The 22,925-nt window shown below is 46.6% G+C and carries 23 protein-coding genes; 1 reads left to right on the forward strand and 22 read right to left on the reverse strand.

Annotation, left to right across the window (positions count from 1 at the left end; all coding sequences use genetic code 11):
- Positions 1-83: 83 nt before the first annotated feature.
- From MKY95_RS20685 to MKY95_RS20780, 20 genes are all read right to left on the reverse strand, one after another.
- Positions 84-1,289 (reverse strand): acetate kinase, encoded by a 1,206-nt coding sequence (locus MKY95_RS20685; RefSeq protein WP_036671987.1) that lies wholly within the window; start codon positions 1,287-1,289, stop codon positions 84-86.
- A complete protein-coding gene (locus tag MKY95_RS20690; RefSeq protein WP_017687750.1) occupies positions 1,286-2,158 on the reverse strand; it encodes a 3-hydroxyacyl-CoA dehydrogenase NAD-binding domain-containing protein in 873 nt (290 codons plus the stop codon). Before MKY95_RS20690 ends, MKY95_RS20685 begins: the two co-directional genes overlap by 4 nt.
- Positions 2,159-2,291: 133 nt before the next feature.
- A complete protein-coding gene (locus tag MKY95_RS20695) occupies positions 2,292-3,794 on the reverse strand; it encodes an AAA family ATPase (RefSeq protein ID WP_047843540.1) in 1,503 nt (500 codons plus the stop codon).
- Complete coding sequence (locus tag MKY95_RS20700; RefSeq protein WP_017687748.1) at positions 3,787-4,314, reverse strand: hypothetical protein; 528 nt, start codon at positions 4,312-4,314, stop codon at positions 3,787-3,789. The genes MKY95_RS20695 and MKY95_RS20700 overlap by 8 nt, the downstream gene beginning before the upstream one ends.
- 301 nt (positions 4,315-4,615) lie before the next feature.
- Positions 4,616-5,146, reverse strand: a complete 531-nt coding sequence (locus tag MKY95_RS20705) for a DUF5590 domain-containing protein (RefSeq protein WP_047843541.1) — start codon at positions 5,144-5,146, stop codon at positions 4,616-4,618.
- A gap of 37 nt (positions 5,147-5,183) precedes the next feature.
- Positions 5,184-6,491: an amidohydrolase gene (locus MKY95_RS20710; protein WP_076317449.1), complete on the reverse strand. Its 1,308-nt coding sequence runs from the start codon at positions 6,489-6,491 to the stop codon at positions 5,184-5,186.
- Positions 6,478-7,131 carry a redox-sensing transcriptional repressor Rex gene (locus tag MKY95_RS20715; protein WP_076317448.1) on the reverse strand — a complete coding sequence of 218 codons (654 nt, stop codon included), beginning with the start codon at positions 7,129-7,131 and terminating at the stop codon, positions 6,478-6,480. Before MKY95_RS20715 ends, MKY95_RS20710 begins: the two co-directional genes overlap by 14 nt.
- Before the next feature lie 219 nt (positions 7,132-7,350).
- Positions 7,351-10,212 carry an ATP-dependent DNA helicase DinG gene (dinG, locus tag MKY95_RS20720; RefSeq protein ID WP_076250015.1) on the reverse strand — a complete coding sequence of 954 codons (2,862 nt, stop codon included), beginning with the start codon at positions 10,210-10,212 and terminating at the stop codon, positions 7,351-7,353.
- A 142-nt stretch (positions 10,213-10,354) separates the two neighbouring features.
- Positions 10,355-10,978, reverse strand: coding sequence for a tetratricopeptide repeat protein (locus MKY95_RS20725; protein WP_306068488.1), 624 nt, complete (start codon positions 10,976-10,978; stop codon positions 10,355-10,357).
- 117 nt (positions 10,979-11,095) lie between these two features.
- Positions 11,096-11,479, reverse strand: coding sequence for an aspartate 1-decarboxylase (panD, locus tag MKY95_RS20730; RefSeq protein ID WP_017687742.1), 384 nt, complete (start codon positions 11,477-11,479; stop codon positions 11,096-11,098).
- Positions 11,472-12,368, reverse strand: coding sequence for a pantoate--beta-alanine ligase (gene panC, locus MKY95_RS20735; protein ID WP_076250013.1), 897 nt, complete (start codon positions 12,366-12,368; stop codon positions 11,472-11,474). Before panC ends, panD begins: the two co-directional genes overlap by 8 nt.
- Positions 12,365-13,243, reverse strand: coding sequence for a 3-methyl-2-oxobutanoate hydroxymethyltransferase (gene panB, locus MKY95_RS20740; RefSeq protein ID WP_076250598.1), 879 nt, complete (start codon positions 13,241-13,243; stop codon positions 12,365-12,367). The genes panC and panB overlap by 4 nt, the downstream gene beginning before the upstream one ends.
- Positions 13,244-13,587: 344 nt before the next feature.
- Complete coding sequence (locus MKY95_RS20745) at positions 13,588-14,565, reverse strand: biotin--[acetyl-CoA-carboxylase] ligase (RefSeq protein ID WP_047843547.1); 978 nt, start codon at positions 14,563-14,565, stop codon at positions 13,588-13,590.
- Positions 14,552-15,850, reverse strand: coding sequence for a CCA tRNA nucleotidyltransferase (locus MKY95_RS20750; RefSeq protein WP_036672006.1), 1,299 nt, complete (start codon positions 15,848-15,850; stop codon positions 14,552-14,554). Before MKY95_RS20750 ends, MKY95_RS20745 begins: the two co-directional genes overlap by 14 nt.
- A gap of 62 nt (positions 15,851-15,912) precedes the next feature.
- Positions 15,913-17,073 (reverse strand): N-acetyl-alpha-D-glucosaminyl L-malate synthase BshA, encoded by a 1,161-nt coding sequence (gene bshA / locus MKY95_RS20755; RefSeq protein ID WP_076209934.1) that lies wholly within the window; start codon positions 17,071-17,073, stop codon positions 15,913-15,915.
- A 99-nt stretch (positions 17,074-17,172) separates the two neighbouring features.
- The gene (gene bshB1 / locus MKY95_RS20760) at positions 17,173-17,871 is read right to left on the reverse strand and encodes a bacillithiol biosynthesis deacetylase BshB1 (RefSeq protein ID WP_076317443.1); all 699 of its coding nucleotides are present in this window, start codon (positions 17,869-17,871) and stop codon (positions 17,173-17,175) included.
- Positions 17,868-18,308, reverse strand: a complete 441-nt coding sequence (gene mgsA / locus MKY95_RS20765) for a methylglyoxal synthase (protein WP_017687735.1) — start codon at positions 18,306-18,308, stop codon at positions 17,868-17,870. The genes bshB1 and mgsA overlap by 4 nt, the downstream gene beginning before the upstream one ends.
- An 11-nt stretch (positions 18,309-18,319) precedes the next feature.
- Entirely contained in the window at positions 18,320-19,123 is an 804-nt protein-coding gene (gene dapB / locus MKY95_RS20770; protein WP_036607633.1) for a 4-hydroxy-tetrahydrodipicolinate reductase, read from the reverse strand.
- 80 nt (positions 19,124-19,203) lie between these two features.
- Positions 19,204-19,728 (reverse strand): tetratricopeptide repeat protein, encoded by a 525-nt coding sequence (locus tag MKY95_RS20775; protein WP_017687733.1) that lies wholly within the window; start codon positions 19,726-19,728, stop codon positions 19,204-19,206.
- A 49-nt stretch (positions 19,729-19,777) separates the two neighbouring features.
- On the reverse strand, positions 19,778-20,107 hold the full coding sequence (locus MKY95_RS20780; protein ID WP_076317442.1) for a nucleotide pyrophosphohydrolase: 330 nt from the start codon (positions 20,105-20,107) through the stop codon (positions 19,778-19,780).
- A gap of 171 nt (positions 20,108-20,278) precedes the next feature.
- Between MKY95_RS20780 and MKY95_RS20785 the strand changes: the two genes are divergently transcribed.
- Positions 20,279-21,148, forward strand: coding sequence for a YitT family protein (locus MKY95_RS20785; protein ID WP_076317441.1), 870 nt, complete (start codon positions 20,279-20,281; stop codon positions 21,146-21,148).
- 120 nt (positions 21,149-21,268) lie between these two features.
- On the opposite strand, the gene MKY95_RS20790 is transcribed toward MKY95_RS20785, so the two are convergent.
- Together MKY95_RS20790 and MKY95_RS20795 are read right to left on the reverse strand one after the other, a co-directional pair.
- Positions 21,269-22,138 (reverse strand): sporulation protein YpjB, encoded by an 870-nt coding sequence (locus MKY95_RS20790; protein WP_076317440.1) that lies wholly within the window; start codon positions 22,136-22,138, stop codon positions 21,269-21,271.
- A 66-nt stretch (positions 22,139-22,204) separates the two neighbouring features.
- The gene (locus MKY95_RS20795) at positions 22,205-22,831 is read right to left on the reverse strand and encodes a DUF1405 domain-containing protein (RefSeq protein WP_076317439.1); all 627 of its coding nucleotides are present in this window, start codon (positions 22,829-22,831) and stop codon (positions 22,205-22,207) included.
- Positions 22,832-22,925: the final 94 nt, after the last annotated feature.

The following is a 22,925-nucleotide window of genomic DNA, read 5'->3' on the forward strand; positions in this document are numbered from 1 at the left end:
TTCCTGAATTTGAAAATGCAGCGGGCAGGCTTATGCCTGTCCCCTGCACTTCCTTGTCATTCTATATTTACTTTACAGTTAGATTACTGAGAATTCAATACGATTCGGTGTGTATCACGTGCAATTACCAATTCTTCGTTAGTTGGCACAACGAGAACTTCCACTTTGGAATTCGCTGTTGTGATCCGGCGTGGTTCGCCAGAACGAATGGCATTCAACGCTTCATCCAGTTCAACGCCCAGATAAGTGAGCTGCTCACATACTTTTTGACGAAGTACAACGGAGTTCTCACCTACACCAGCCGTAAAGACGATCACGTCTACACCGTTCATTGCAGCTGCATATGAGCCGATGTATTTACGCAGACGGTACTCGTACATTTCAAAAGCAAGCGTGGAGTTGGCATCGCCATTCTCCATACCTTCCGTAATCTCACGCATGTCACTGCTGATTCCGGAGATCGCAAGCAATCCACTGTGTTTGTTCAACATGGAGTTCACTTCGCTTACGCTCAGTTCTTCCTTGTTCATTACATAAGGTACGATGGCTGGGTCAAGGTCACCAGAACGCGTTCCCATCATCAATCCTTCAAGCGGAGTCATACCCATCGAAGTATCAACGGATACGCCACCTTTAACTGCTGTTACACTACCGCCGTTACCGACGTGACAAGTGATAATTTTCAGATCTTCCACTGGACGATCCAGATATTCAGCAGCTGCCTTGCTTACGAAATCATGGGATGTACCATGTGCGCCGTAGCGACGTACTTTATATTTTTTGTAAAGTACACGCGGAATAGCATACAGATATGCTTTTTCCGGCATCGTTTGATGGAACGCCGTATCGAAGACCATTACCTGTGGCACACCAGGCATATTTAATTCAGCCGCACGAATACCCATCATTGCTGCAGGGTTATGAAGTGGAGCCAAGTCGAACAAACGACGAATTTCAGCTTTGGCAGCATCATCTACCAATGCAGATTCTTTAAATGCTTCACCACCGTGAACAACACGGTGTCCAACAGCTTGAATTTCACTTACAGAATCCAGTACACCATTTTCTTTGTGAGTCAAAATATCAATGACTTTACGGATCGCTGTTGTATGCTCCAGAATCTCACTAACTTCTGTAACATCCTCACGGCCTGTCGGTTTGTGTGTCAGGATGGAGGAATCCATTCCGATCCGTTCTACCAAACCTTTAGCCAGTACAGATTCGTCAGTCATATTATACAGTTGATATTTGAGCGAGGAACTCCCCGCATTAATTACGAGTACTTTCACAGTCGGTCACCATCCTTGTCGTACTTAAAGAATCCTTCGCCTGTTTTGGCACCCAGGTGTCCTGCACGCACCATTTTCTTCAGGACTGTAGAAGGACGATATTTCAATTCTCCGAATTCACGGAACATTCTTTCGAGTGCAGCTTCAACAGAATCCAATCCGAAACGGTCAGCCATTTCGAGTGGTCCATGTTGGAAGTTGTATCCGATACGCATTGCATCATCGATATCTTCAGCAGATGCAACACCTTCTTGCAATACATGCAACGCTTCGTTAATCAGCAGGCAGATCAGACGGGAAGTTACGAATCCAGGGGATTCATAAATCATGACTCCTTTTTTGTCCGCTACTTCTTCAACAAAACGTCTGGTCTCTTCGAATGTTGTATCCGAAGTTTTCAGTCCACGAATAATCTCTACAAGATCAACCCGGGATACCGGGTGAATAAAGTGCATACCAATAACACGCTCTGGGTATTTGGTCGAGCTTGCAAGCTCGGTCAAACTCAGCGTGGATGTATTACTTGCCAGAATGACATTGCTTGGACAAACTTGGTCCAGTTGGCTGAATACTGCTTTTTTCGCATCCAGATCCTCTGAAATTGTCTCAATGACCATGTCGCAAGTTCCAAGTTCAGCTAAATGAGCTACCTTGGTAATACGGGAAAGAATCAATTTCTTCTCCGCTTTTGTAATCGCCCATTTCTCCAGTTGTTTATCCAGATTGGTTTCGATCATGTCATATGCATGATCCAGCTTTTGTGTTGTATGCTCCACGAGAAGCACATCAAGTCCTTTGGCTGCGAGCATCTGGGAAATACCTTGTCCCATCGTACCGCCGCCGACAACTCCTATTTTTTTGAAAAACATGGTTCTGCTCCATCCTTTCGGTTCTCTATTTCTCTATTGTACCCTGTTCGCCGAAAATTACAAATTTCGACCCAACATATAATAATATCTTAGCACGAGTGAAATGTAAAAAAAAATAACCAGCATAAATAAATTATGCTGGTAGAAGGGCACTGTCACGAAATTGACAACGAAATTGCTCGCCAGACAAAACTTCCTCACGAATCAAAATGTCGAGTGAATTGTCGAAAATTGTCCGTTGTTCTTCAAGCAACCGCTTTGTCTGCTCCATCAGTTCTTGCAGAATTAATTTATTCTCTCGCATCAGTTCCTCGGTTGTGACCATATCCATGTTCACAATCCCAAGTGAAGTCAACCCCGAAGCCATCATCGTCTGTACAACATTGGTTGCCTGATCAAAGTCATTGCGAGACCCTGTGGAACGACCACCGTAGTACATTTCCTCCGCAGCTGCTCCTCCGAGTGCAATCATAATCTGCTCTTCCAGGAAGCGCTTCGTATAGAGGAACTGTTCCTGTTGCGGGTTATGACGTACATATCCCAGCGCCTGACCACGCGGACTAAGTGCCACCTGACTAACACTGCCTGGACGAACGAGTTCAGCCATAATAGCATGTCCCAACTCATGAATGGCGACCCTTTTCTTCTCTTCCACGCTCGACTCACGGTCTGTTTTCTCACCCATCATGACTTTATCAATAGCCAGGGACAGATGCCGCTGTTCGATGTTTAACAGCCCGTCTCTCATGGCGTATATTGCTGCTTCGTTCATCACACTTTCGAGCTGTGCACCGGAGAAACCATATGATTCTTCCGCTGTTTTCTCCAGATTAACTTCCTTCAACAGAGGTTTGTTCACCGCATGCAGTTCCAGAATATGCTTTCTGCCCTTTTTGTCAGGCAAGTCCACTTGAATGTGGCGGTCAAAACGTCCCGGTCGCGTCAGGGCGCTATCCAGCATCTCTTTACGGTTCGTTGCAGCGATAACCAGAATTCTTGGCGTATCGGAAGAATAGATTCCATCCATTTCCGTCAGGAGCTGATTGAGGGTCTGATCATATTCACGCTGTTGACCACCCTCACGTTTCCCCCCGATGACATCGATTTCATCGATAAAGATAATAGCGTTTTCCTTATTTTCCTTGGTGGCACGGGTTCTCGCGTCCTTAAACAAATCCCGAATTCTGCTGGCACCCACACCAACATACATTTCCACGAACTCACTACCCGATGCTGCTACAAAAATAGAATCGGTGTAATGGGCAGCAGCCTTGGCCATCAACGTTTTCCCTGTCCCTGGAGGGCCCGTCAGCAAGATCCCTTTTAACGGGCGAATCCCGAACTTCCGGATTTCTTCATGTTTGATCAGAAAGTCAAGCGCTTCACGCAATTCCTGCTTAGCACTGTCTTGTCCGCCAATTTCTTCAAAAGTAAGCTTGGAAGGTCCTTTTTTCTTCCGTTTACGTTCCTGTGCAGCGCCTACTGTAATCCCGCCACGCATTTGCATCATGAACAGCAAAGCTCCGACAAGCACTGCTGCAATCAGGATCGGAACAATATTAACACCAGTAAAAGCAAGGAAAATAATCAATACGGGAAAAAATCCGATGGCAACTTCTTTTGTCCACTTAGGCATTAGGCCACACTCCTATCTGACCGGGCACACGCGGCAGAATAATAAACTTGCTGGCATCTCCGTCTCTGAGACTGACATATACATTGTTGTCATCCATCGCTGTATTTACCTTAATTCCATTCGTCGCCATCTTGGACAACGTTGGTGTAATCTCGGTGTATTGCTTGTTCTCCATCGCCTGAGCTACGGTGAACATCGCATCCCCCCACCAACTTTCCAGTGCTTCACTGGAATGATCCACAACATCCAACTTTAGTGAGCGTGTTCCAATCAGGGTCTGTCCTTCTTTGTGAATATATTGTACCAGTCTGCCCAAATCAACATCAGGTTGCAGATCCAGTTTCAATTGTACGTCATTGCGGTTAATAGTTAATTGAACGTCATTGACTCCATCGTACTGGGTTACCATTTTTTCAATCGGATTCTGCACAGCCACCTGACGATATACAAACCAACCTCCAAACAACACAACGGCTGAAATGACGGCAGTTAAAGCAATAGGCAATACTTTTAGCTTCAAGTGAATTACCCCTCCCAGAATTTGGCCCAACCTACTGGCTTATTGGTATATACGAATATGTGCACATTGACTCCTGCGATAATTTTGACAGGTTTATTTGTTTTGAATGTAACTTTGAGTACATATCTGAGTATATCACATCGTATATACAATTTCGAAGGCGAAAATATGAATAAATTATTAATTTTAACTATTTAAATCAAATATGTTTACAGACAACACAAAGAACCGGTTCAGTCGGATATCCGTCTGCCGGTTCTTTCATTTCTTTAATTCTCTAGTTATCTCACTCTATCTTGTTCTAGCTGTTCGGGAGTGTGTAGACCAGGTCCACCTGTTCTCCGTTGCTAAAACGATAAAAGCGATAGTGGTTATGCGTACCGTCTTTATAATACACTTGCCACACATATATTCCATTCACAACTCCGGGCATGATTCGTTTAATCTCACCGGCAGGAACTTCAGAACTGAAGCGATTGCGTATCTGCGCTTCGGACATGCCATTCTGCAGCAGCTCACTGTGTACAGCGTTTGCACCCTTAACCGGTTGATTGTTTGCATCGAATTTAACCCAGACCATAACATCCTGGTTATCCTTGTTTTTGCCGATCAGGGTCCAGTAGATGTTGTCAGAGCCTTCTTTGTCTCCCCAGATGTACTTGCGCAATTCATCATAGGATGTAATGCCCAGTTGCTCCTGTGCTGCTTGTATGGCGAGCGCTTCTTCCTTGCGTTGGTCCTGCGTGACATGGACGTAATAACGCTGAAGTCCAAACAGAATCAGAACCAGTGCAAGCAGCGAAATCCATATCCACTTCTTTTTTTTCTTCAAAAGCCGAACTTCCTTTCCCTATGATGCTGTCCTGCAATTAACGAGCAAGCAGACCATCAAATGCCAATTGAGACTCACGCAAAATGCGTTCTTCATCCAGTGTCAGACATTCGCCATGTTTCACCACTTGTTTCCCATCCACCCATACGTGCTCAACATCCTTGGCAGAAGCCGAATAGATTGTATGTGAGATCAGGTCTGTATGTGGATAGAAATGTGCCTGTTCAATGTCCAAGGCGATAAAGTCAGCCTTCATGCCGACCTGGAGTGCTCCGGTATTGTTCAAGAAGATGGATTTGGCACCGTATGACGTTCCGAGTAATAACGCTTCGCCTGCTGGCACTGCCGTCGGGTCACCAGATACACCTTTGTGAATCAATGCAGCCAGTCTCATTTCCTCGAACATATCCAGGTTGTTGTTGCTTGCCGGTCCGTCTGTTCCGAGTGACACGGTAACTCCTGCTTTCAGCAACGCAGGTACCCGCGCAACACCGGAAGCGAGTTTCAGGTTACTTCCCGGGTTATGGGATACAGCCACATCATGACGGGCCAGAATCTCAATCTCTTCGTCATTCAGATGCACCGCATGTGCAACCAGGGATGGACGAGAGAAAAAGCCCAGTTTCTCCAGATGTGCCACAGGACGCAGTCCATAATCAGCCACGTTCTGCTCGACTTCACGAAGCGTTTCCGACATATGTGTATGAAGGGGAAGGTTTAGGTCGTTCGCGACCTGCACAAGCTTCTCTATGTAGTCAGGAGGGCATGTATATGGTGCATGTGGCGAGATTACGGTTGTAATGCGACCATCTGCCTGTCCATTCCACTCACGCGCAAACGCAGCCGACTCCTCCAGCTTCCGCAATTGTTCTTCCTCCGAGCACAACCCGATTACACCACGTGCCAGTGCTGCTCTAACGCCGGATTGCTCCACAACTTTGGCAACTTGATCCATGTGATCGTACATGTCCAGGAAAGCTGTAGTTCCGCCTTTCAACATTTCAAGCACCGATAGCGAAGTTCCCCAATATACGTCTTCTGAAGTCATTTTCGCTTCCATCGGCCACATTTTTTCCTGCAACCATACTTGCAATGCAAGATCGTCTCCGTGCCCTCTGAGCAACGACATCGCTGCATGACCATGCGTATTGATCAGACCCGGCAGGAAGAACAGTCCTTTTCCATCCACTTTGGTACAATTTTTGTCTTCATCCGGCAATGTCTCACCAATATGCACAATCTTTTCATTCTCAACAACCATGTATCCGTGGACCACGTTCCATGTTGTGCCGCCTTCATTAACGGCAAATTTGCCGTTGTGAATTACCCATCTATTTGTTGTCATCTTCCTCGTCGTCCTTTCCAGTCTCCAAGTAATAGGCCAAACTAAGCAGATCCGTTGTAAAGTCAGCATGGTGAATGCGGATATGCGGCGGTGTTTTTAGAATGGTTGGTGCAAAATTAAGGATCGCTTCAATTCCTGATTCAATAAGCTGATCGGCTACATTTTGGGCTTCCGTATCCGGAACCGTGATAATTCCGATGCGAATGTTTTCCATTTTAACCGCTTCCGTCAATTCATCCATTGGTTTTACCGTCAAACTGTTGATTTGACTACCAATCTTCGGTCCGTATGCATCAAATACAGCAACAATTTTCATGTTGTCTTTCAGATACGCGTTATAGTTGGACAAGGCCTGTCCGAGATTACCCGCTCCTACCAGAGCTACATTAATTTGCTGATCGATTTTGAGAATGTGACGAATTTTCTCGATCAAATAGGATACATCATACCCGATCCCTTTACGACCAAAATCACCGAAGTAAGCCAGGTCTTTACGAATTTGGGCCGGATTCAGATCCAGCCTCTGTCCAAGCTCTTGAGAAGAAACAGTAGCCACCTCACGCTGATGCAACTCGTTCAAATAACGCAAGTAAACAGGCAGACGTCGTACCACCGCTTCCGAAATTTTATCCGATTTCATTCTTGCTCCCCCTTACCAAGGCCACGATAAAATAATAGATGAAAAGATGAGCATTCTGTATAAAACTCAAAGATAAACGTGACATTTTATACAGAATGCTCCTTGTAATTTAGGTTATAAGTTCTTACGTGCAACTGCTTTAATCGGATACGGAAATATCTAATAAAGTTTAACGCCAAACGATAGTGTCATGCAATGATATAACGAACAAAACAACCATTATTTTTGTTCATTAGCAGGTTTTTCCAACCACTCGGTAATTCGTGGAACCATCTGCTCCGTGAGCATATGCTCCATTTTGGGTCCAGGTAATGAATATAAAAAGAATTTACCATAATACGCTTCAATCACCCGTGTATCATAAACAATGACAATTCCTCTGTCCTTTGCTGTACGTACCAATCGGCCAAATCCCTGTTTGAAACGAATGACCGCTTGTGGCACGGACAGTTTCATGAACGGATTTTTCTTCTGCTCCTGAAGCAACTCACTCTTGGCTTCCACCAACGGATGATTCGGTGGCTGGAACGGCAGTCGCACAATAGCGAGACAAGTTAACGCCTCTCCCGGGATATCTACACCCTCCCAGAAGCTGCTTGTGCCCAGAAGTACCGTTGCTTTGGCATCTTGGAACCTGCGAGTCAATTTGGAACGACTTCCACTGTCAACGCCTTGCCCAAGCAACGAGATGTCGTTGCCAGACAGTGCCTCCTTCAGCGGATCATAGACCTGTCGCAACATCTTGTATGAAGTAAACAGAACCATCATGCGTCCACGCGTAGCAATTGCCGTCTCTGCAAGTGATTGCACCAGCATATTAACAAAGTGCGCATCACCCACACTTCCCTTCACACTCGGGAAATCACGCGGAATCACCAGAAGTGCCTGATCGCGATAGTTGAAAGGTGATGGCAGCATCGACGTTAACAGCCGATTATTCTCAGAGGCTTCCTGTAAGCCAAGCTGCTCAATCATGAACTGGAATGACTTATCTACCGAGAGCGTAGCCGATGTAAGCACAACACTTTTCTTTTTGTCAAAAAATAAATCCTTAAGTTGGGCACTGACATCTACAGGTACGGCATACAGCTGAAGAGATTTACTGCGGAACTGACCGCTGGCTTCCATCCAGTACACCGTTTTGGCGTCATCCATACGCATGAAGAAACGTAGATTCTCCTTCAATGTGGTCAGATCTTTCAGCAATCCTGTAATGTCCGTGATCAGACTATCCGATTGATAATCATCCTGATCCTCTTTCACTTCAAGCAGCAATTTGTCCCCTTTGCGAACCAAATCGCCCAGAGTCACATAGATCTGGTTCTCCAGATCCTGCAACTCCTGCCATTTTGCAGGTTTCTGAGATGCTTTCAGACGCAGTGAAAATTGCCCCGTCTCTCCCGGTGAAGCATCACTTCGTTCAGGCAAGAGACCAAACAAGGCATCGCTCATACGATCCCACAGCTCCTTAACTTCAAGAGCGAGCGGGAACATCTGATCCACCATGGAGCCCCATTGCACCGAATTTTCATGCCCGGAAAACTGCGAACGAAGCATAGGTAGCTGACCATTACGACTGTCTTTAAATAGGCGGGTCAGTGTATGAACCAAGGTGAAATATTTCATATGCATTCCAAGATGTTTACCAGCGACATCCTCCAGATGATGTGCCTCATCGATCACAAGACTCTCATAGGCTGGCAGCAGCTGATGCGCGGCTTTCACATCCGTAAATAATTTGGAGTGATTGGTGATTACGATATCAGACAACCCTGCTTCATGTTTGGCACGATGGTAGAAGCATTTACGGAACCATGGACAGGATCTTCCCAGACATGATTCGGATTCACTCTGTACGGTCTCCCAGAAGTCCCCTCCGCGTCCGCTAAGGTTAAGTTCCTCATCATCTCCGGTTTCGGTCTGCGTAAGCCAGACGATCATCTGAGCAGCTGTGAAATAATCCTCTTTCGGTGTGGCGAATTCACGTTTATTGATTTTGTGTTCAAATTTGCGCAGGCACAGGTAATGTCCACGTCCTTTGAATACAGCAGCCTTAAACGGGAACGGAACCACTTGAGTCAGCATCGGAATGTCCCGCTCTCTCAATTGCTCCTGCAGATTGATCGTATGCGTGCTAACCATAACTTTCTGTTCTTGCTTCACACTTTCGTAAATAGCAGGCAACAGATACCCTAGAGATTTACCGGTACCCGTTCCAGCTTCGATCAAGAGATGTTTCTCTTCATCCAGGGCTTGCCTTACACTGCTGAACATCTGAGTCTGCGCTTCACGCTCTTCGTAATGATCCAGCGTATCCTTCAGGTTCTCCCGAACCTGGTCCATAAACTGTTCGAAGCTTACACCATCGAGGGGGTTAGCCTCCCGCTCATCGCGTGGTGCACCAATATCGGTCCAATCACTTACATTAAGAGCAAGCTGACGATAATAGGTATGTCCGTCCAGATCCTGAATCGGCTCTGCTTCCTTCTCACTGCGCATCCCGTCCAAGAACCAACCCAAGTCACTGTCTTCTGGTGCAAACAGGTCACTGAGGCGCTGAATCGTTATGAGCGGTAATTCCTTTAACTCATCCAGACACTTGAGTAGCACATAGGCTGTCGCCAGTGCATCACTGTCTGCCTGGTGAGGGCGATCATGTTGAAATCCAAATTCGGAAGACACATAACCGAGTTGATAAGAACCCAGTGATGGGAATGTGATCTTCAGAAAATCAATCGTGTCCAGAATGCGGCCAGTGAACGGCAAATAACCGCAACGGTCAAGAGCATTCTGCAAAAAGTGAAAATCAAAAGCGACGTTGTGTCCAACAAGCACCACATCATTAAGCAGCGGAACCATCTCCATCATCATCTCTTCGAGTGAAGGAGCGTCCGCCACATCTGCATCGGTAATACCCGTCAACCCCGAAATAAACGGGGGAATCGGTACACCAGGGTTCACATAAGAACTATATATTTGAGTTATGCTGTAGTCATGATCTATGATGGCAAGTCCGGCCTGTATAATCTCACCGTCGGACTGCGTGCCGGTTGTTTCGAAATCCAATACGGCAAATTTCATTGCAATGTACGGTCCCTTCCATTCCAGTCTATGTTACAGCATAGCAAAAAAAAGGGGATTTGAAAATTAACTAACAAAAAAGCGGTGTCCCCGCCGCTATGCCAAAGGAGGGAACACCGTTTTTTTGTCGCCGAATTCCCGCTTAATGAAGGGTCGTCAGCTGATTAGCATATTGCAATTTTCCCCTGTTCAACCTGCAAGCTTCCATGTTGTACAGTGGTTCGGTCAATGTCGGGTCATACTGAAGGGCCTGTGCAAAGAGTGAACATGCAGCTTCGGGATTCGCAAGCTTGACTTGAATACAGCCCAGGGCGTTACACACAAGCCCTTTCAAGCGAGGTGAACCTTTAAGGTACATGATCTGCTGTAAATGTGTTCCGGCTTCCGCCATTTGTTCCAGATTCAGATACGCCAGCGCCAGGTAAAAACGAGTTAATGCACTCTCCGGATGGTCGGTCACAACCCGGGAGAATTGCATGATCGCCTGCGGATACATCTGTAATTTGAAATAACCCTGACCTCGACTGAAACATTCCAGATGGAGTTCAGGCAGAGCGGTAACAGCTTCCTGTTCCGGTTCAAGGGAAGCAGGCTTATCCATCTCTCGCTCCCTCACCTGGCTCATCTTTTCTTCAAACATCAGCCATTCATCCAGCATTCCGTCACTCATCCGCTTAAGCAAGTTCCACTTTTGCAACAATTCTTGTTTGTTCAGGCCTTCAGCGGAAGGATAGCTCTTGATAATTTCATCTAACATGTCGTTCATTTCTGCGAAAACATGCTGGAACATCGATGCATCCCCACCCTTGAAAAAATGGATTAGTGCAGTGACCTGTACTCATTTTTTGCTTCAAGGGCCGATTTCATTCTCCTTACCAGTCGATTACATAATTGTTGCGTGGACTTCCTGTTTCATCGTTTGTACAGGTTTATTCTGTCCATCTACAAATACAACGGTTGGTTTGTGAGTATTTGCCTCTTCTTGCGACATCATGGCGTAAGAAATGATAATGACGTTATCTCCAGGCTGTACCAGACGTGCAGCTGCGCCGTTAAGACATATGACCCCGCTTCCGCGTGGTCCTGGAATCACATATGTTTCCAGACGTGCACCATTGTTGTTGTTCACAATTTGCACTTTCTCGTTTTCCATCAAGTCGGATGTTTCCATCAAGTCTTCATCTATGGTAATACTACCCACATAGTTCAAGTTGGCTTCCGTTACCGTAGCCCGGTGAATTTTGGATTTCATCAGTGTTCTAAACATGGGACAGTACCTCCGATTTTTGCAACCTTATATTGTCAATCAATCTTGTTTTTCCGAATTTCACCGCAAGTGCAATGAGCAGATCGTCACGGCCTTGAACTTCTTCCTGATCTGTGAGCGGCTCCAGACTTGGAAAAGCCTGAATCTCGGCGTAGTCGATAACGGCAAGCGGTGAGGTTGCAATGTGCTCGCGCAGAATACGACGGATATCTGCGGCTGTAGTAGCTACACCTGTATCTGCGGCTTCCTGAGCTGCACGTAGTGCCTTCGATAGAACCAAGGCCTGTGTGCGCTGTTCTGGGTTAAGGTAGACGTTACGTGAACTGAGGGCAAGGCCATCCTCTTCGCGAACAATCGGACAGGGTACAATTTCTACAGGCATATTCAAATCATTCACCATCTGTTGAATGACCGCAACCTGCTGAGCGTCTTTCATTCCAAAAAATGCACGCTGTGGCTGTACGATGTTGAAGAGCTTGGAGACTACAGTTGTTACCCCGTCAAAATGTCCTGGACGTGAAGCGCCACATAAGCGCTCCGTCAGTTTTGAGACAGATACGGTCGTTTGCGTTGCCTGTGGATACATCTCTTCAACAGAGGGAATAAATACGATATCCACTCCTTGTGAGCGTGCTGTTTCCACATCTCTGGCTTCATCCCGCGGATAGCTGTCAAAATCTTCATTAGGGCCAAATTGAATTGGATTAACAAATATGCTTAATACCACGATATCGCTCTGTTGTCTGGCTGCCTGCATCAAGCTTGCATGACCTTGATGAAGATAACCCATTGTTGGTACAAGACCTACAACAGACGCACTGGACCGAATCGCTTGACGCTTCAAACTTAGTTCCTGTCTTAACTCTGCGATTGTCCGTAATACTTTCATGAGTTACTCGCCACCTTTTCCTTGCGTTGTCCGCCGTACAGTTGATCCAGAACACCATCCGCCGCATTGAATACATGCTCTTCGGCCGGGAACGAACGATCTTTCACTTCTTTCACGTAAGCTTCGATGCTGGTTCTGATTAATGTACCCACATCTCCATAGGTTTTGACAAATCGTTTGGGCGTATACGGAGAGGCGTATTGAACCACATCGTGGAATACCAGTACCTGACCATCACAGCCTCGTCCTGCTCCAATTCCGATGGTAGGGATGGACAGTTCCTCCGAGATCGCCCGTGCAACTTCTTCCGTAACCAGTTCAAGCACAATGCCAAACGCACCTGCAGCTTCCAAGGCTTTGGCTTCGTCCATCAGACGTTTCGCATCCGCTGCATCCTTGCCCTGAATGCGGTAACCACCAATCTGATTAACCGATTGAGGTGTCAGTCCGATATGTCCAAGAACAGGCACGCCTGCTTGCACAACTGCTCTGACGGTGTCCGCTATCTCAACTCCGCCTTCCATTTTAACCGCATGGGCATGCCCCTCTTGCATCAGTCGACGGACACCCTTAAGCGTCTCATCCACGCTGCCATGATACGTCATAAAAGGCATATCAGCCACAATAAACGTCTTCTCAGCACCGCGCACTACGGAACGTGTGTGGTATACCATGTCGTCGATGGTCACCGGAAGCGTCGAATTATAACCCAGTACTACATTGCCGAGTGAATCACCAACCAGGATTAGATCGATACCTGCTTCCTCTGCGAGGAGCGCTGTTGGATAATCGTAAGCCGTGATCATGGTAAGCGGCACGCCATCCTGCTTATATTTTTTCATTTTCACAATATTCAACGCTTGTTTGTTCGCCATTTTTTTCATGGCTCCTTTCTTCTTTTCAAATAAACGCAACAAAAAAAACCTTTTAGTTTTCCACTAAAAAGTCCCGAAAAGTCAAAAAAGAGTCACTTGCGATCGTCCCTTCTGTCTCGGTCCTCTTCGGCTCAGAGCAGAATCCAACAACTCACTTAAACGTATTTCATTCTTGCACTGCGGTCTGCTTGTATAAAACACATCAAAGCAGAACAAAGGTTACTGTTACGGGAGTGCAATTCGGTCTGCATTTGCCGATATCGCCTCACGAACACAGTATACCAAAGTTCTGCTCAAACTTCACGTCTTATGTTCATTTTACCAGTGGAAATTCGACAAATTGTTTATGATTTCCAGGAAATCTCACCAGAGATGATTAGTGTATGTTCTCCATCGTGCTTCTCCACGATAAGTGCACCAGAAGGGTCAAGACCAATTGCCTTCCCTTCAATGACACCATGAGGATTCGTCACTGTAATCTCTCGATTCATCGATACGGACAGGGCCTCCCATAGAGCTGAGATTACGCCAAATCCTTCTTTTTGATACAAAAAATACAACTGTTCAAGCTCCGTCAAAATGGCAGCCGTTAGTTTGGTGCGATCAACGGATTGACCCGTCTCCATCTTGAGCGAAGTAGCGATTGTGGTCAGATCTTCCGGATAATCCTCGGGATCAAAGTTCACGTCAACGCCTATACCTGCGATACAGTATCTGACTTCATGATCTTCTACCGTAGATTCAAGCAATATGCCACATACCTTGCGTCCGTCAATCAACACATCATTTGGCCATTTGATGCCCGCATCAGCTCCTGAACAAGCTCGAACGGCACGACATACAGCCACTCCTGTTAATAAAGTTAGCTGCGGCGTATGCTGAAGTGGTAGATCAGGGCGTAACAGGACACTCATCCAGATTCCTTTACCCGGAGGAGAGAACCACTGTCGACCGAAACGTCCTCTTCCTCCTGTTTGTTCTTCCGCAATGACCACAGCGCCTTCTGCCTGCCCTTGCTCAGCTAGCTTGAGAACATCCCCTTGCGTAGACAGGGTCGAAGCCAACAAAACAGCCTTACGGCCAAATACGGTTGTATCCAGGGCCAATTGGAGGCCAGTAGCGTCAATGCTATCCGGCTTCGTTAACAGACGGTATCCTTTGCGGGATACCGCTTCAAACTCATAACCCATGTCTCGCAACTTGTTCACATGTTTCCACACAGCGGTCCGACTGATGGACAGATTACGGCTGATCTCTTCACCCGATACGAATCGTCCTTCTGCATTTAATAACATATGTAACAGATCTTCATGTTTGGTCATCTTGAACCACCCGCTTCACTTCTGCACTTAGTGCTTCATGCTGATTCGCTATCGTTCCAATCGCCGTTTCTCGTAACAAATGTTTCATTAGTTGCCCCAGCCAAGGCCCGCCTTTGCGCTGCACCATTTGTAACACTTGTTCCCCTGTAATATCCAACTCTTTCAAGTCATGCACAGGGATCGATTGACTCCATTCGGCTGCAAGCTCTTGTACTAATACAACCTGCATTTCTGCCGGTTCGGACTGATTCCGCCATTCTGCTGGCAGTGCAGACTGTATTCGAAGCCAATCATCCGCCGCCTGAACGCCACAAGCCAGAACAGTAACGATCCAATCGGAACGGAGACTGACCGTATCCTTCGGCTCCTGAACGGAAGTATGAATCAACTGTTCCACCTGAAGGACCCCTGTTATACGAGAACGATGTTCATTGGAGAATGTCCACTGACGTAATAATACATCTGCTTCATCCTTGCTATAACCGCCAGCAATCAGGATGAGTGACCAACGAAGCAACACATGCTGACCTGACAATTGTTCCAAATTGGATAACAACATCTTGTTAAATCGGGTCGAGCTTACCGGCGCTTTGATATGCGCAAGGGAATCACTTCTGTATAACAGCTCCAACCCTCTTAAAGGATGCGGTCCAGACATCATTTTTACCATCTCGGTACGTACCCGTTCCATTGCTATATGTTGAAGCAGGTCTTTCTGCCTTACAAGACCCTTCCACGTGTTATGGGCAATTTTGAAATCAAATACGGAAGCAAACCGGACACAGCGGAGCATCCGCAGTGCATCTTCACCAAATCGTTCCATCGCAGAACCCACACATCTGACTCGCTCTTCCTTGATATCTGCCTGTCCACCGAACGGATCAACGATTGTCCCAGTGACGTCCATAGCCAGAGCGTTCATCGTGAAGTCGCGCCGCTGTAAGTCTTCCTTGATATCCTGAACAAATTGAACCGCAGCAGGTCTGCGATTATCCTGATATTCGGATTCTGTTCGAAATGTGGTCACTTCAAAGTAATAACCGCCTGAACGAACGGTAACCGTACCATGTTGTAAACCTGTAGGAATACAATCGTCAAACAGTTCCATGACTTGCTCAGGAGAAGCAGATGTCGTGATATCCATATCGTCCACAACACGTTCCAGCAATTCGTCACGAACGCAACCACCTACCCAATATGCCTTGTAGCCATGTTTGTTTAATGTTGTGAGTACATTCTCACTCTGCATTGCCATTTCACGATCTACCTGTGTCCATTGAACCACCACATATCACCTCTTCTCTTGCCTGTTGTGGTATGCACAGTATGATTTCGTCAAAGAAATGATTAACCGCAAACCGGCTTCAGATTCGGAACTTCCCTTCCCAACACCCGGTAATATATCTGTTCATATTCATGCCGAATAGCATCATTGCAAAAGTCGTGATGCGCGCGCTGAAGACATGCTTCCCTGAACTCAGCAGCCAAACGATCGTCCGTCAATAAACGGATGGTGTTCTCGGCCATGGATTGTGTATCCCCAATCGCGGATAAATACCCCGTCTTACCATGTAAGACCAGTTCCGGAATTCCTCCGGCCTGTGAACCGATTGTGGGTACGCCACAAGCCATTGCTTCGAGCGCCACAAGTCCGAAACTTTCCTTCTCCGATGGAAGCATCAACACGTCTGCCATGGAAATGACCTGAGCAATGTCATCCTGTTTGCCAAGGAAATGAACTTTATCATTCAAGCCGAGATCGTTAATCTTCCATTGCATCTTCGGCAAATCAGGTCCTTCACCAACAAATAACAGTTTTGCAGGAACCTGCTCCTGTACCTGACGGAAGACCTCTACCACATCCTGAGTTCTCTTCACCGGTCGGAAATTAGAGATGTGCATTAATATTTTTTCGTCGGGCGCAGCAAAGTCTCTTCGCAAACTGGCAGCATCCCGCGGATAATATATTCGTTTGTCAATAAAATTATAGGTTAGATCGATTGGACGCTGAATATCCAGCAATTCGACCGTTTCTCGAATCAAATCTTGTGATACGGCAGTAACCGCGTCACTTTCATTAATGGCTAGACGGATCAGATCCTTCAGAGATTCATCCTGAGCCAGAACCGTAATATCCGTTCCATGTAACGTGGTAACCACTTTAAGGCCGTCCCCTACCATTTGTTTCGCAAGAAAGGCACATACTGCGTGTGGCACGGCATAGTGAACATGCAACAGATCGAGCTGCTGTGACTTAGCGACCTGAGCCATCTTTGTTGCCAGTGACAGGTCATACGGAGGGTAACGGAAAACATAATAATCATTTACTTCAACTTCGTGATAAAAAATATTTTTCTGGAACGTACCCAGTCTGAACGGGATACTGTTGGCAATAAAATGAACCTGATGCCCCTGTTCGGCAAGTAATTTGCCCAGTTCCGTTGCGACAACGCCAGACCCGCCGAGGGACGGATAACAGGTGATGCCGATTTTTAGCTTTTTATCCATCCTGTGGACGCTCCTTTGATCTCCCGCTTCATGCAGGTTGATATAATGCAATGGAATAATGAAACCCTTCGTTTCATTAGACGTAAAATGTGAAATCGCTTATTGGGCACCCGGGCCAAATTGATGAACCACGTAAGGTGTAATTGTAGCAAAACCTTCTGCAAACGGGATGAGACTGCGTTGTCCGAGCAAGGAATCGCGGGCTCTTACACGTTCAATATACCCTTGATTCAATGGCGTCGAGACCGCTCCGTCTCTCAGTTCGAATTGGGAACGATAAGAGAGCAGTGATGCTTCTTTTTGCTCATAGTGTTCCGTAATATCGACAATCAAATCCGTAGGCCCGATGTCATTAATAAAGTAAAAATAAAGTTCCTTCACCTGCAAGGCAGGCATGTCCGGCATATAGTTGCGAAGCTTAGCGTTAAATACAGCCTCCTGCACAAGCTTACTGCAATTGACATGATCCGGATGACGATCTTCCCAATACGGAGCAAACACCATCCGAGGGGCATGACGCCGTATCTCAGCCGTCACCGCCTGTACATGTTCAGGCGTAAGATATAAGCCACGATCAGGAAGCCCCAGATTCGTTCGACACGAAAGACCGAGGACGCGGGAGGCTTGCTCCGCTTCCTCGGTTCTGCGCTCTACTGTTCCGTTGGAAGACATCTCAGCACGAGTCAGATCACACACGCCTACTTTCAAGCCGGCAGCGGTATGTTTGGCAATCGTTCCACCCATACCAATCTCCGCATCGTCTGCATGTGCTCCAAAGATGAGAATATCCAGACTCATTCGGAATCACCCGAATTCAATCCAGCCTCCGGCTTGTATTTATGTACCAGCTCTCTCCAGGCAAAATCGCCACGATCCAGAGCCTTGACCAGAATCTCAGCAGTTGCAATATTTGTGGCAAGTGGAATACCCTGCACATCACAAAGACGCAGCAACGCATTAATATCCGGCTCGTGAGGTTGTGCCATCAATGGATCGCGAAGGAAAATAATCAGATCCATCTCATTTTGCGCAACCAAAGCTCCAATCTGCTGATCTCCGCCCAATGGGCCTGATTCGAATCGATGAATCTTCAGAGACGTTCCTTCCATAATACGAAGGCCTGTTGTTCCTGTAGAATATAATTGATGGTCAGTAAAAACAGGCTCATATGCCGTCACGAAGTTAACCATCTCTTCTTTTTTACGATCATGGGCGATAAATGCTATTTTCAACATGACAATCTCCTTTAGTCGATAAAGTGGTCAAATCCGTAGATCATTCCTGTATACTCCATAACCTTTTGCACACCAATCTTAACACCAGGCATATAACCTGCGCGCTCGTAGGAGTCATGCCGAATTTTGAGTGACTGTCCATAGTCTCCGAAAACAACTTCCTGCTGCGCGAATACACCAGGCAATCGTACACTGTGAATTCGGAAACCATTGTAATACCCGCCTCGTGATCCTTCAATCGTTTCTTCCTCATTCGGATTACCTTGACGAAGTTCTTCCCGATTGGCAGCAATCAGTTCCGCTGTTTTGATCGCAGTTCCTGAAGGAGCATCCAGCTTCTGATCTCCGTGATATTCGATGATCTCCACATTTGGCATATGTTTGGCAGCCTGTGCTGCGAATCGCATCATCAAAATGGCACCAATCGAGAAGTTAGGGGCAATAAGCCCTCCAATTCCTTTGTCCTGGCACTGCTTGTCCAACTGTTCGATCTGCTCCGGCGTGAAGCCGGTAACACCCATGACAGGTCTGACTCCATGACGGATCGCGATCTCAGTATGTGCAAACGCAAATTGTGGTACTGTAAAATCAACCATAACCTGAGGTTTTGTTTCGGCAAAAGCCATTTCGATATCATCAGTCACCAGCACCCCACACTCTGGCAAACCAACAAGGGTTCCTGCATCCGTGCCTGCTCCGGAGCGGTTGACAGCCGCTGCAAGCTCCAATTCCGGGTCCTGAAGTACCAATTTCACAACTTCACGGCCCATACGGCCAGCCGCTCCGATCACGGCAACTCTGATTACTTCACTCATATTGACTGCATCTCCTCACTATGTTGGATCATATCGTAGAATCCATTTCAACTCGAAAGAAATCTTTGCAAAATGAATTCTTATTGAATGGATTTCATACGTTGCTTGATTTCCTGTAACATCTGATGCAGTTGCCCATTCTGCGGATCCAGCAAAATCGCCTCACGTAGCGCCTGAATTGCATAGTCAAATTCATTCAAATCACTGTAAGCCAGCGCAAGCATAACATGAGCTTCCACTGAGAGCGGATCAAGTTTGACCGCTTCTTGCAGAAGCGTAGACGCTTCCACATAGCGCTCCTGTGTTGCAATACCCGCCTGCTCCAACAGCAACTTCGCTCTGGAGGTCAATTGTTTTGCTTCCAACGTCTGCAGATGCAAAATATACTCTTCTGTTCCTGGCGACAATTCAACCGACTTGCGCGCATATTCAAGCGCTGGAACCAGATGTTTGCTGCGGGCGTGTGTAATGGAACAGCGATAATATAACTCCGCATGTTTTGGATGAGCGTGAATGGCTGACTCGAACCAACGAATCGCCTGCTCAAAATCATTTTGCAATATACAGCGATAAGCCTGCTGCATATATTCTTCCGGTTTCATCATTAAGCTGACCCTCCCGATCGGGTGATGGTACAGCATATGTAATCTACGCCTAATCGGTGTTTTTGGGAGTCCACCGATTGGCATCGCGGGTGTTAAATTTATGCATGACTTTATCGTGCGCCTCAGCCAGATCAATTCCCAGTGAGTTCGCAAAACAAATCGTGATAAATAAAATATCTCCAAGCTCAAGTTCAATGGAATTGGCTACTTCGGAAGATTTCTTCGGCTTCTCGCCGAATTCATGATTCACTTCCCTGGCGAGCTCCCCAACCTCTTCAGACATCCGGGCCAACATGGCCAGAGGACTGAAATACCCCTCCTTGAACTGGGAGATATACTGATCAACCTCACGCTGCATTTCTGCGATGCTTTTCTCCATGAGAACGGATTCTCCTTTGAAATGATGTCGTATTTGTTCCTAATAATATCAGTTATTTAGATTCACTTCCACCATCATCAGCGACAAATCATTTTTAAAGAATCAATAAACAGGTATACTAGATGGGAATGATTGCTTCTTCATTCTAATTTATCTACAGCGAGGGATCTTATGAGCACTGCCAAAACCTGGATACAAGTTAAACTGGTTCTTCCCATCGTACTGGGTACAGCCTTATATGCCTTTGGGCTCCTCTATTTCATTATCCCCAACCAGCTTATGGAAGGTGGCCTCACCGGGGTTACGGTGCTGATCAATTACGCTTTTGGCATCTCACCTTCACTTACAACCTTGATTCTGAATGTTCCCCTCTTTGTGATCGGGCTCAAAATTTTGGGCGGCAGACAGATGATCTATACGGGTATCGGAATCGGGGCACTGACCGTTTTTCTATGGTTGTTTGAGAAGTTGATTCATCTGGGCTGGATTGAACCATTACATACCGAGAATGACCTCCTGCTCGCAGCCCTATATGCAGGTGTCACCCTCGGAGCCGGCCTTGGCATTGTATTCCGTTGGGGCGGAACGACGGGCGGTTCAGACATCATTGCCCGTATTCTCAACCGCAAGTATGGATGGAGTATGGGCCGAGTATTACTGGGCATTGACTTTGTCATTATCGGGCTCTCTCTCATCTACATCCCCAAAGAAAAAATTCTGTATACGCTTGTAGCTGTATTCATCGCCTCTAAAGTCATCGACTTTATTCAGGAAGGTGCATATTCTGCCCGGGCATTTATGATCATTAGTGACCATGCACCCGAGATTGCGGACCAGATCACACGGGATATGGATCGTGGCGTCACCCTCATTCCCGCCATTGGCGCGTACTCTAAACAGGCCAAACACATGGCCTACTGCGTGATCTCCAGGCAAGAGTTCAGGCGATTGCAGACCATTGTACGTTCCATTGACCCGAGAGCTTTTGTCATCATCAGCGATGTTCACGATGTACATGGCGAAGGTTTCAAAGAAAGCTGATATAACACAGAAACTACAAAAAAACCTCTTTTACATGAAGAGCCGTTAGCGTGGCTACTCATGCGGAAAGAGGTCTTTTTTTATATACCACTTATAGACCAGGATCAAGTTCATGTTCTATTAACGCCGAAAAGGAAAAATCCCCTGCTGCTGCGCACGATATTTACGATATCCGGCGTAACTTAACGTCGCCACAATGACCGAACTAATGAGTAGCCCGGCTGCCCTGCGATCAGGGCCCTGTACAAACGGTACAAAGGCACTCTCGTCCTTCTCGCGACCAAACAACTGGTTAACCAGTTCCTCCCCATGGGCAACCATGCTCTTTAACTGAGCCAGATCTGGCTGCTTTGCATTGGTAAGCCCTTTGGTATGAGATAACCAAGCGTCCATCTGAGCAATTTCATACGGTTCACGGCGAATCAGTGCGGCAGGACGAATCGTCTCATAATGCTCCTCCAGAACGGTGTAGCGGTTTGCCAGTACGGCCGCAGTTTGCCCTTGATTTGTAGCAGCGGATAAAGCGTCCAGATCGTTTTTCACGATTTTATAATACTGAAGCCATAAAGGCTTGGTTGGATTCGCGAGACTATCTGCTGCAAGTCTGAGTTTGGCTGAGGACTGCTGAAGAGAAGCATCGTCATTTTTCACCTTCACAACGGCTTGTTTCACTTCAACTATGGTTTCGGACAAGGCGTGTATGCCCTCGACTGTTGTTTGTCCCTCAAAGGAGATATGCTCCAGACTTTTACTGATACGCAGAATGCTTCCTCGCACTTCTTCAATATTATTCTCGAGCGCCTGCCGATACAATATGGCTGCTTCCTCGTTCAGTTGTGCAATTGAATTGCTTGTGGACACTTGCTGATCTGAATTCGAATTCAATGCTTCACTTTGCGCGGATACACGGTATGCTAAGTTCGTACACAGCATTAGAGCCATGAACGATACCACCAGTAAGCCAGTTTTGATCCCAAACGTTCTCTTCATGGACATCCCTCCCACCACCAATGTATGGCGGGGGACAGTTCATTAGAACAAGCTCAAGATCGGATATCAGGTTCGTTTCGCCTGTCTTAAGGCCAGCCACGCGCACAGAATGCTTACCAGTGTCAGTCCGAATGTGAAATTACGCACACCATCTACATGATCATAGAGGGATGCGGGTAACCAAGGGTAAATATCATATGTATAATCCATCGTATCGTTCAACAGCGTCCAGAGACCTGCAACGACAAGGGAAGTCCAGCGGAAGCCGAAAAAGCGTACAAAAATTAGAGCTTCTATGGCCATCGCACTATGCGAAGCAATCAACATCCAGTCTTGCCAGTGCTGTGTACCACCTTGCATCCAGCCAGCGAAAATAATGGACACCGCCCACACGCCATATTTCACAGATGTGACCACGGCAAGCGCCTGAATCACATGTCCGATCCGTTTGATAATGATGGACCGCGGTGGGTACAACACCCATAACAACGCTAAAGTAAAAAACAAACTCGCTGTTGGGCTATCCGGCACAAATACGATCTGCCACACCGGCTGCTCAGCCAGCGTCAATTTCATTTGCTCTCCGTACCAGATGTATCCGTATACCGTTCCTACCGCATTACACCAAAATAATAGCCACAGGAAATAACGATTGGTTAGAAATTCCTTACTCCAGAAATACGATAAAGCCACATTCCCTGCCCCTTCCTTCATCAATATTGTGCACGATACAGTGCTGTCCAAAAAAAACACTTCAAAAAACCTGACCGCATAAACGATCAGGTTT

Origin of the sequence: Paenibacillus sp. FSL P4-0176 (genome assembly GCF_037975265.1) — a bacterium.
GTDB classification, from domain to species: domain Bacteria; phylum Bacillota; class Bacilli; order Paenibacillales; family Paenibacillaceae; genus Paenibacillus; species Paenibacillus amylolyticus.

Coding starts and splice junctions, on each gene's coding strand:
- MKY95_RS20690 (WP_017687750.1), bottom strand. CDS start 2,158: ATGTTTTTCAAAAAAATAGGAGTTGTCGGCGGCGGTACGATGGGACAA.
- MKY95_RS20695 (WP_047843540.1), bottom strand. CDS start 3,794: ATGCCTAAGTGGACAAAAGAAGTTGCCATCGGATTTTTTCCCGTATTG.
- MKY95_RS20710 (WP_076317449.1), bottom strand. CDS start 6,491: ATGACAACAAATAGATGGGTAATTCACAACGGCAAATTTGCCGTTAAT.
- MKY95_RS20715 (WP_076317448.1), bottom strand. CDS start 7,131: ATGAAATCGGATAAAATTTCGGAAGCGGTGGTACGACGTCTGCCTGTT.
- dinG (WP_076250015.1), bottom strand. CDS start 10,212: ATGAAATTTGCCGTATTGGATTTCGAAACAACCGGCACGCAGTCCGAC.
- MKY95_RS20725 (WP_306068488.1), bottom strand. CDS start 10,978: ATGAACGACATGTTAGATGAAATTATCAAGAGCTATCCTTCCGCTGAA.
- panD (WP_017687742.1), bottom strand. CDS start 11,479: ATGTTTAGAACACTGATGAAATCCAAAATTCACCGGGCTACGGTAACG.
- panC (WP_076250013.1), bottom strand. CDS start 12,368: ATGAAAGTATTACGGACAATCGCAGAGTTAAGACAGGAACTAAGTTTG.
- panB (WP_076250598.1), bottom strand. CDS start 13,243: ATGGCGAACAAACAAGCGTTGAATATTGTGAAAATGAAAAAATATAAG.
- MKY95_RS20745 (WP_047843547.1), bottom strand. CDS start 14,565: ATGACCAAACATGAAGATCTGTTACATATGTTATTAAATGCAGAAGGA.
- bshA (WP_076209934.1), bottom strand. CDS start 17,073: ATGGATAAAAAGCTAAAAATCGGCATCACCTGTTATCCGTCCCTCGGC.
- bshB1 (WP_076317443.1), bottom strand. CDS start 17,871: ATGAGTCTGGATATTCTCATCTTTGGAGCACATGCAGACGATGCGGAG.
- mgsA (WP_017687735.1), bottom strand. CDS start 18,308: ATGTTGAAAATAGCATTTATCGCCCATGATCGTAAAAAAGAAGAGATG.
- dapB (WP_036607633.1), bottom strand. CDS start 19,123: ATGAGTGAAGTAATCAGAGTTGCCGTGATCGGAGCGGCTGGCCGTATG.
- MKY95_RS20775 (WP_017687733.1), bottom strand. CDS start 19,728: ATGATGAAACCGGAAGAATATATGCAGCAGGCTTATCGCTGTATATTG.
- MKY95_RS20780 (WP_076317442.1), bottom strand. CDS start 20,107: ATGGAGAAAAGCATCGCAGAAATGCAGCGTGAGGTTGATCAGTATATC.
- MKY95_RS20785 (WP_076317441.1), top strand. CDS start 20,279: ATGAGCACTGCCAAAACCTGGATACAAGTTAAACTGGTTCTTCCCATC.
- MKY95_RS20790 (WP_076317440.1), bottom strand. CDS start 22,138: ATGAAGAGAACGTTTGGGATCAAAACTGGCTTACTGGTGGTATCGTTC.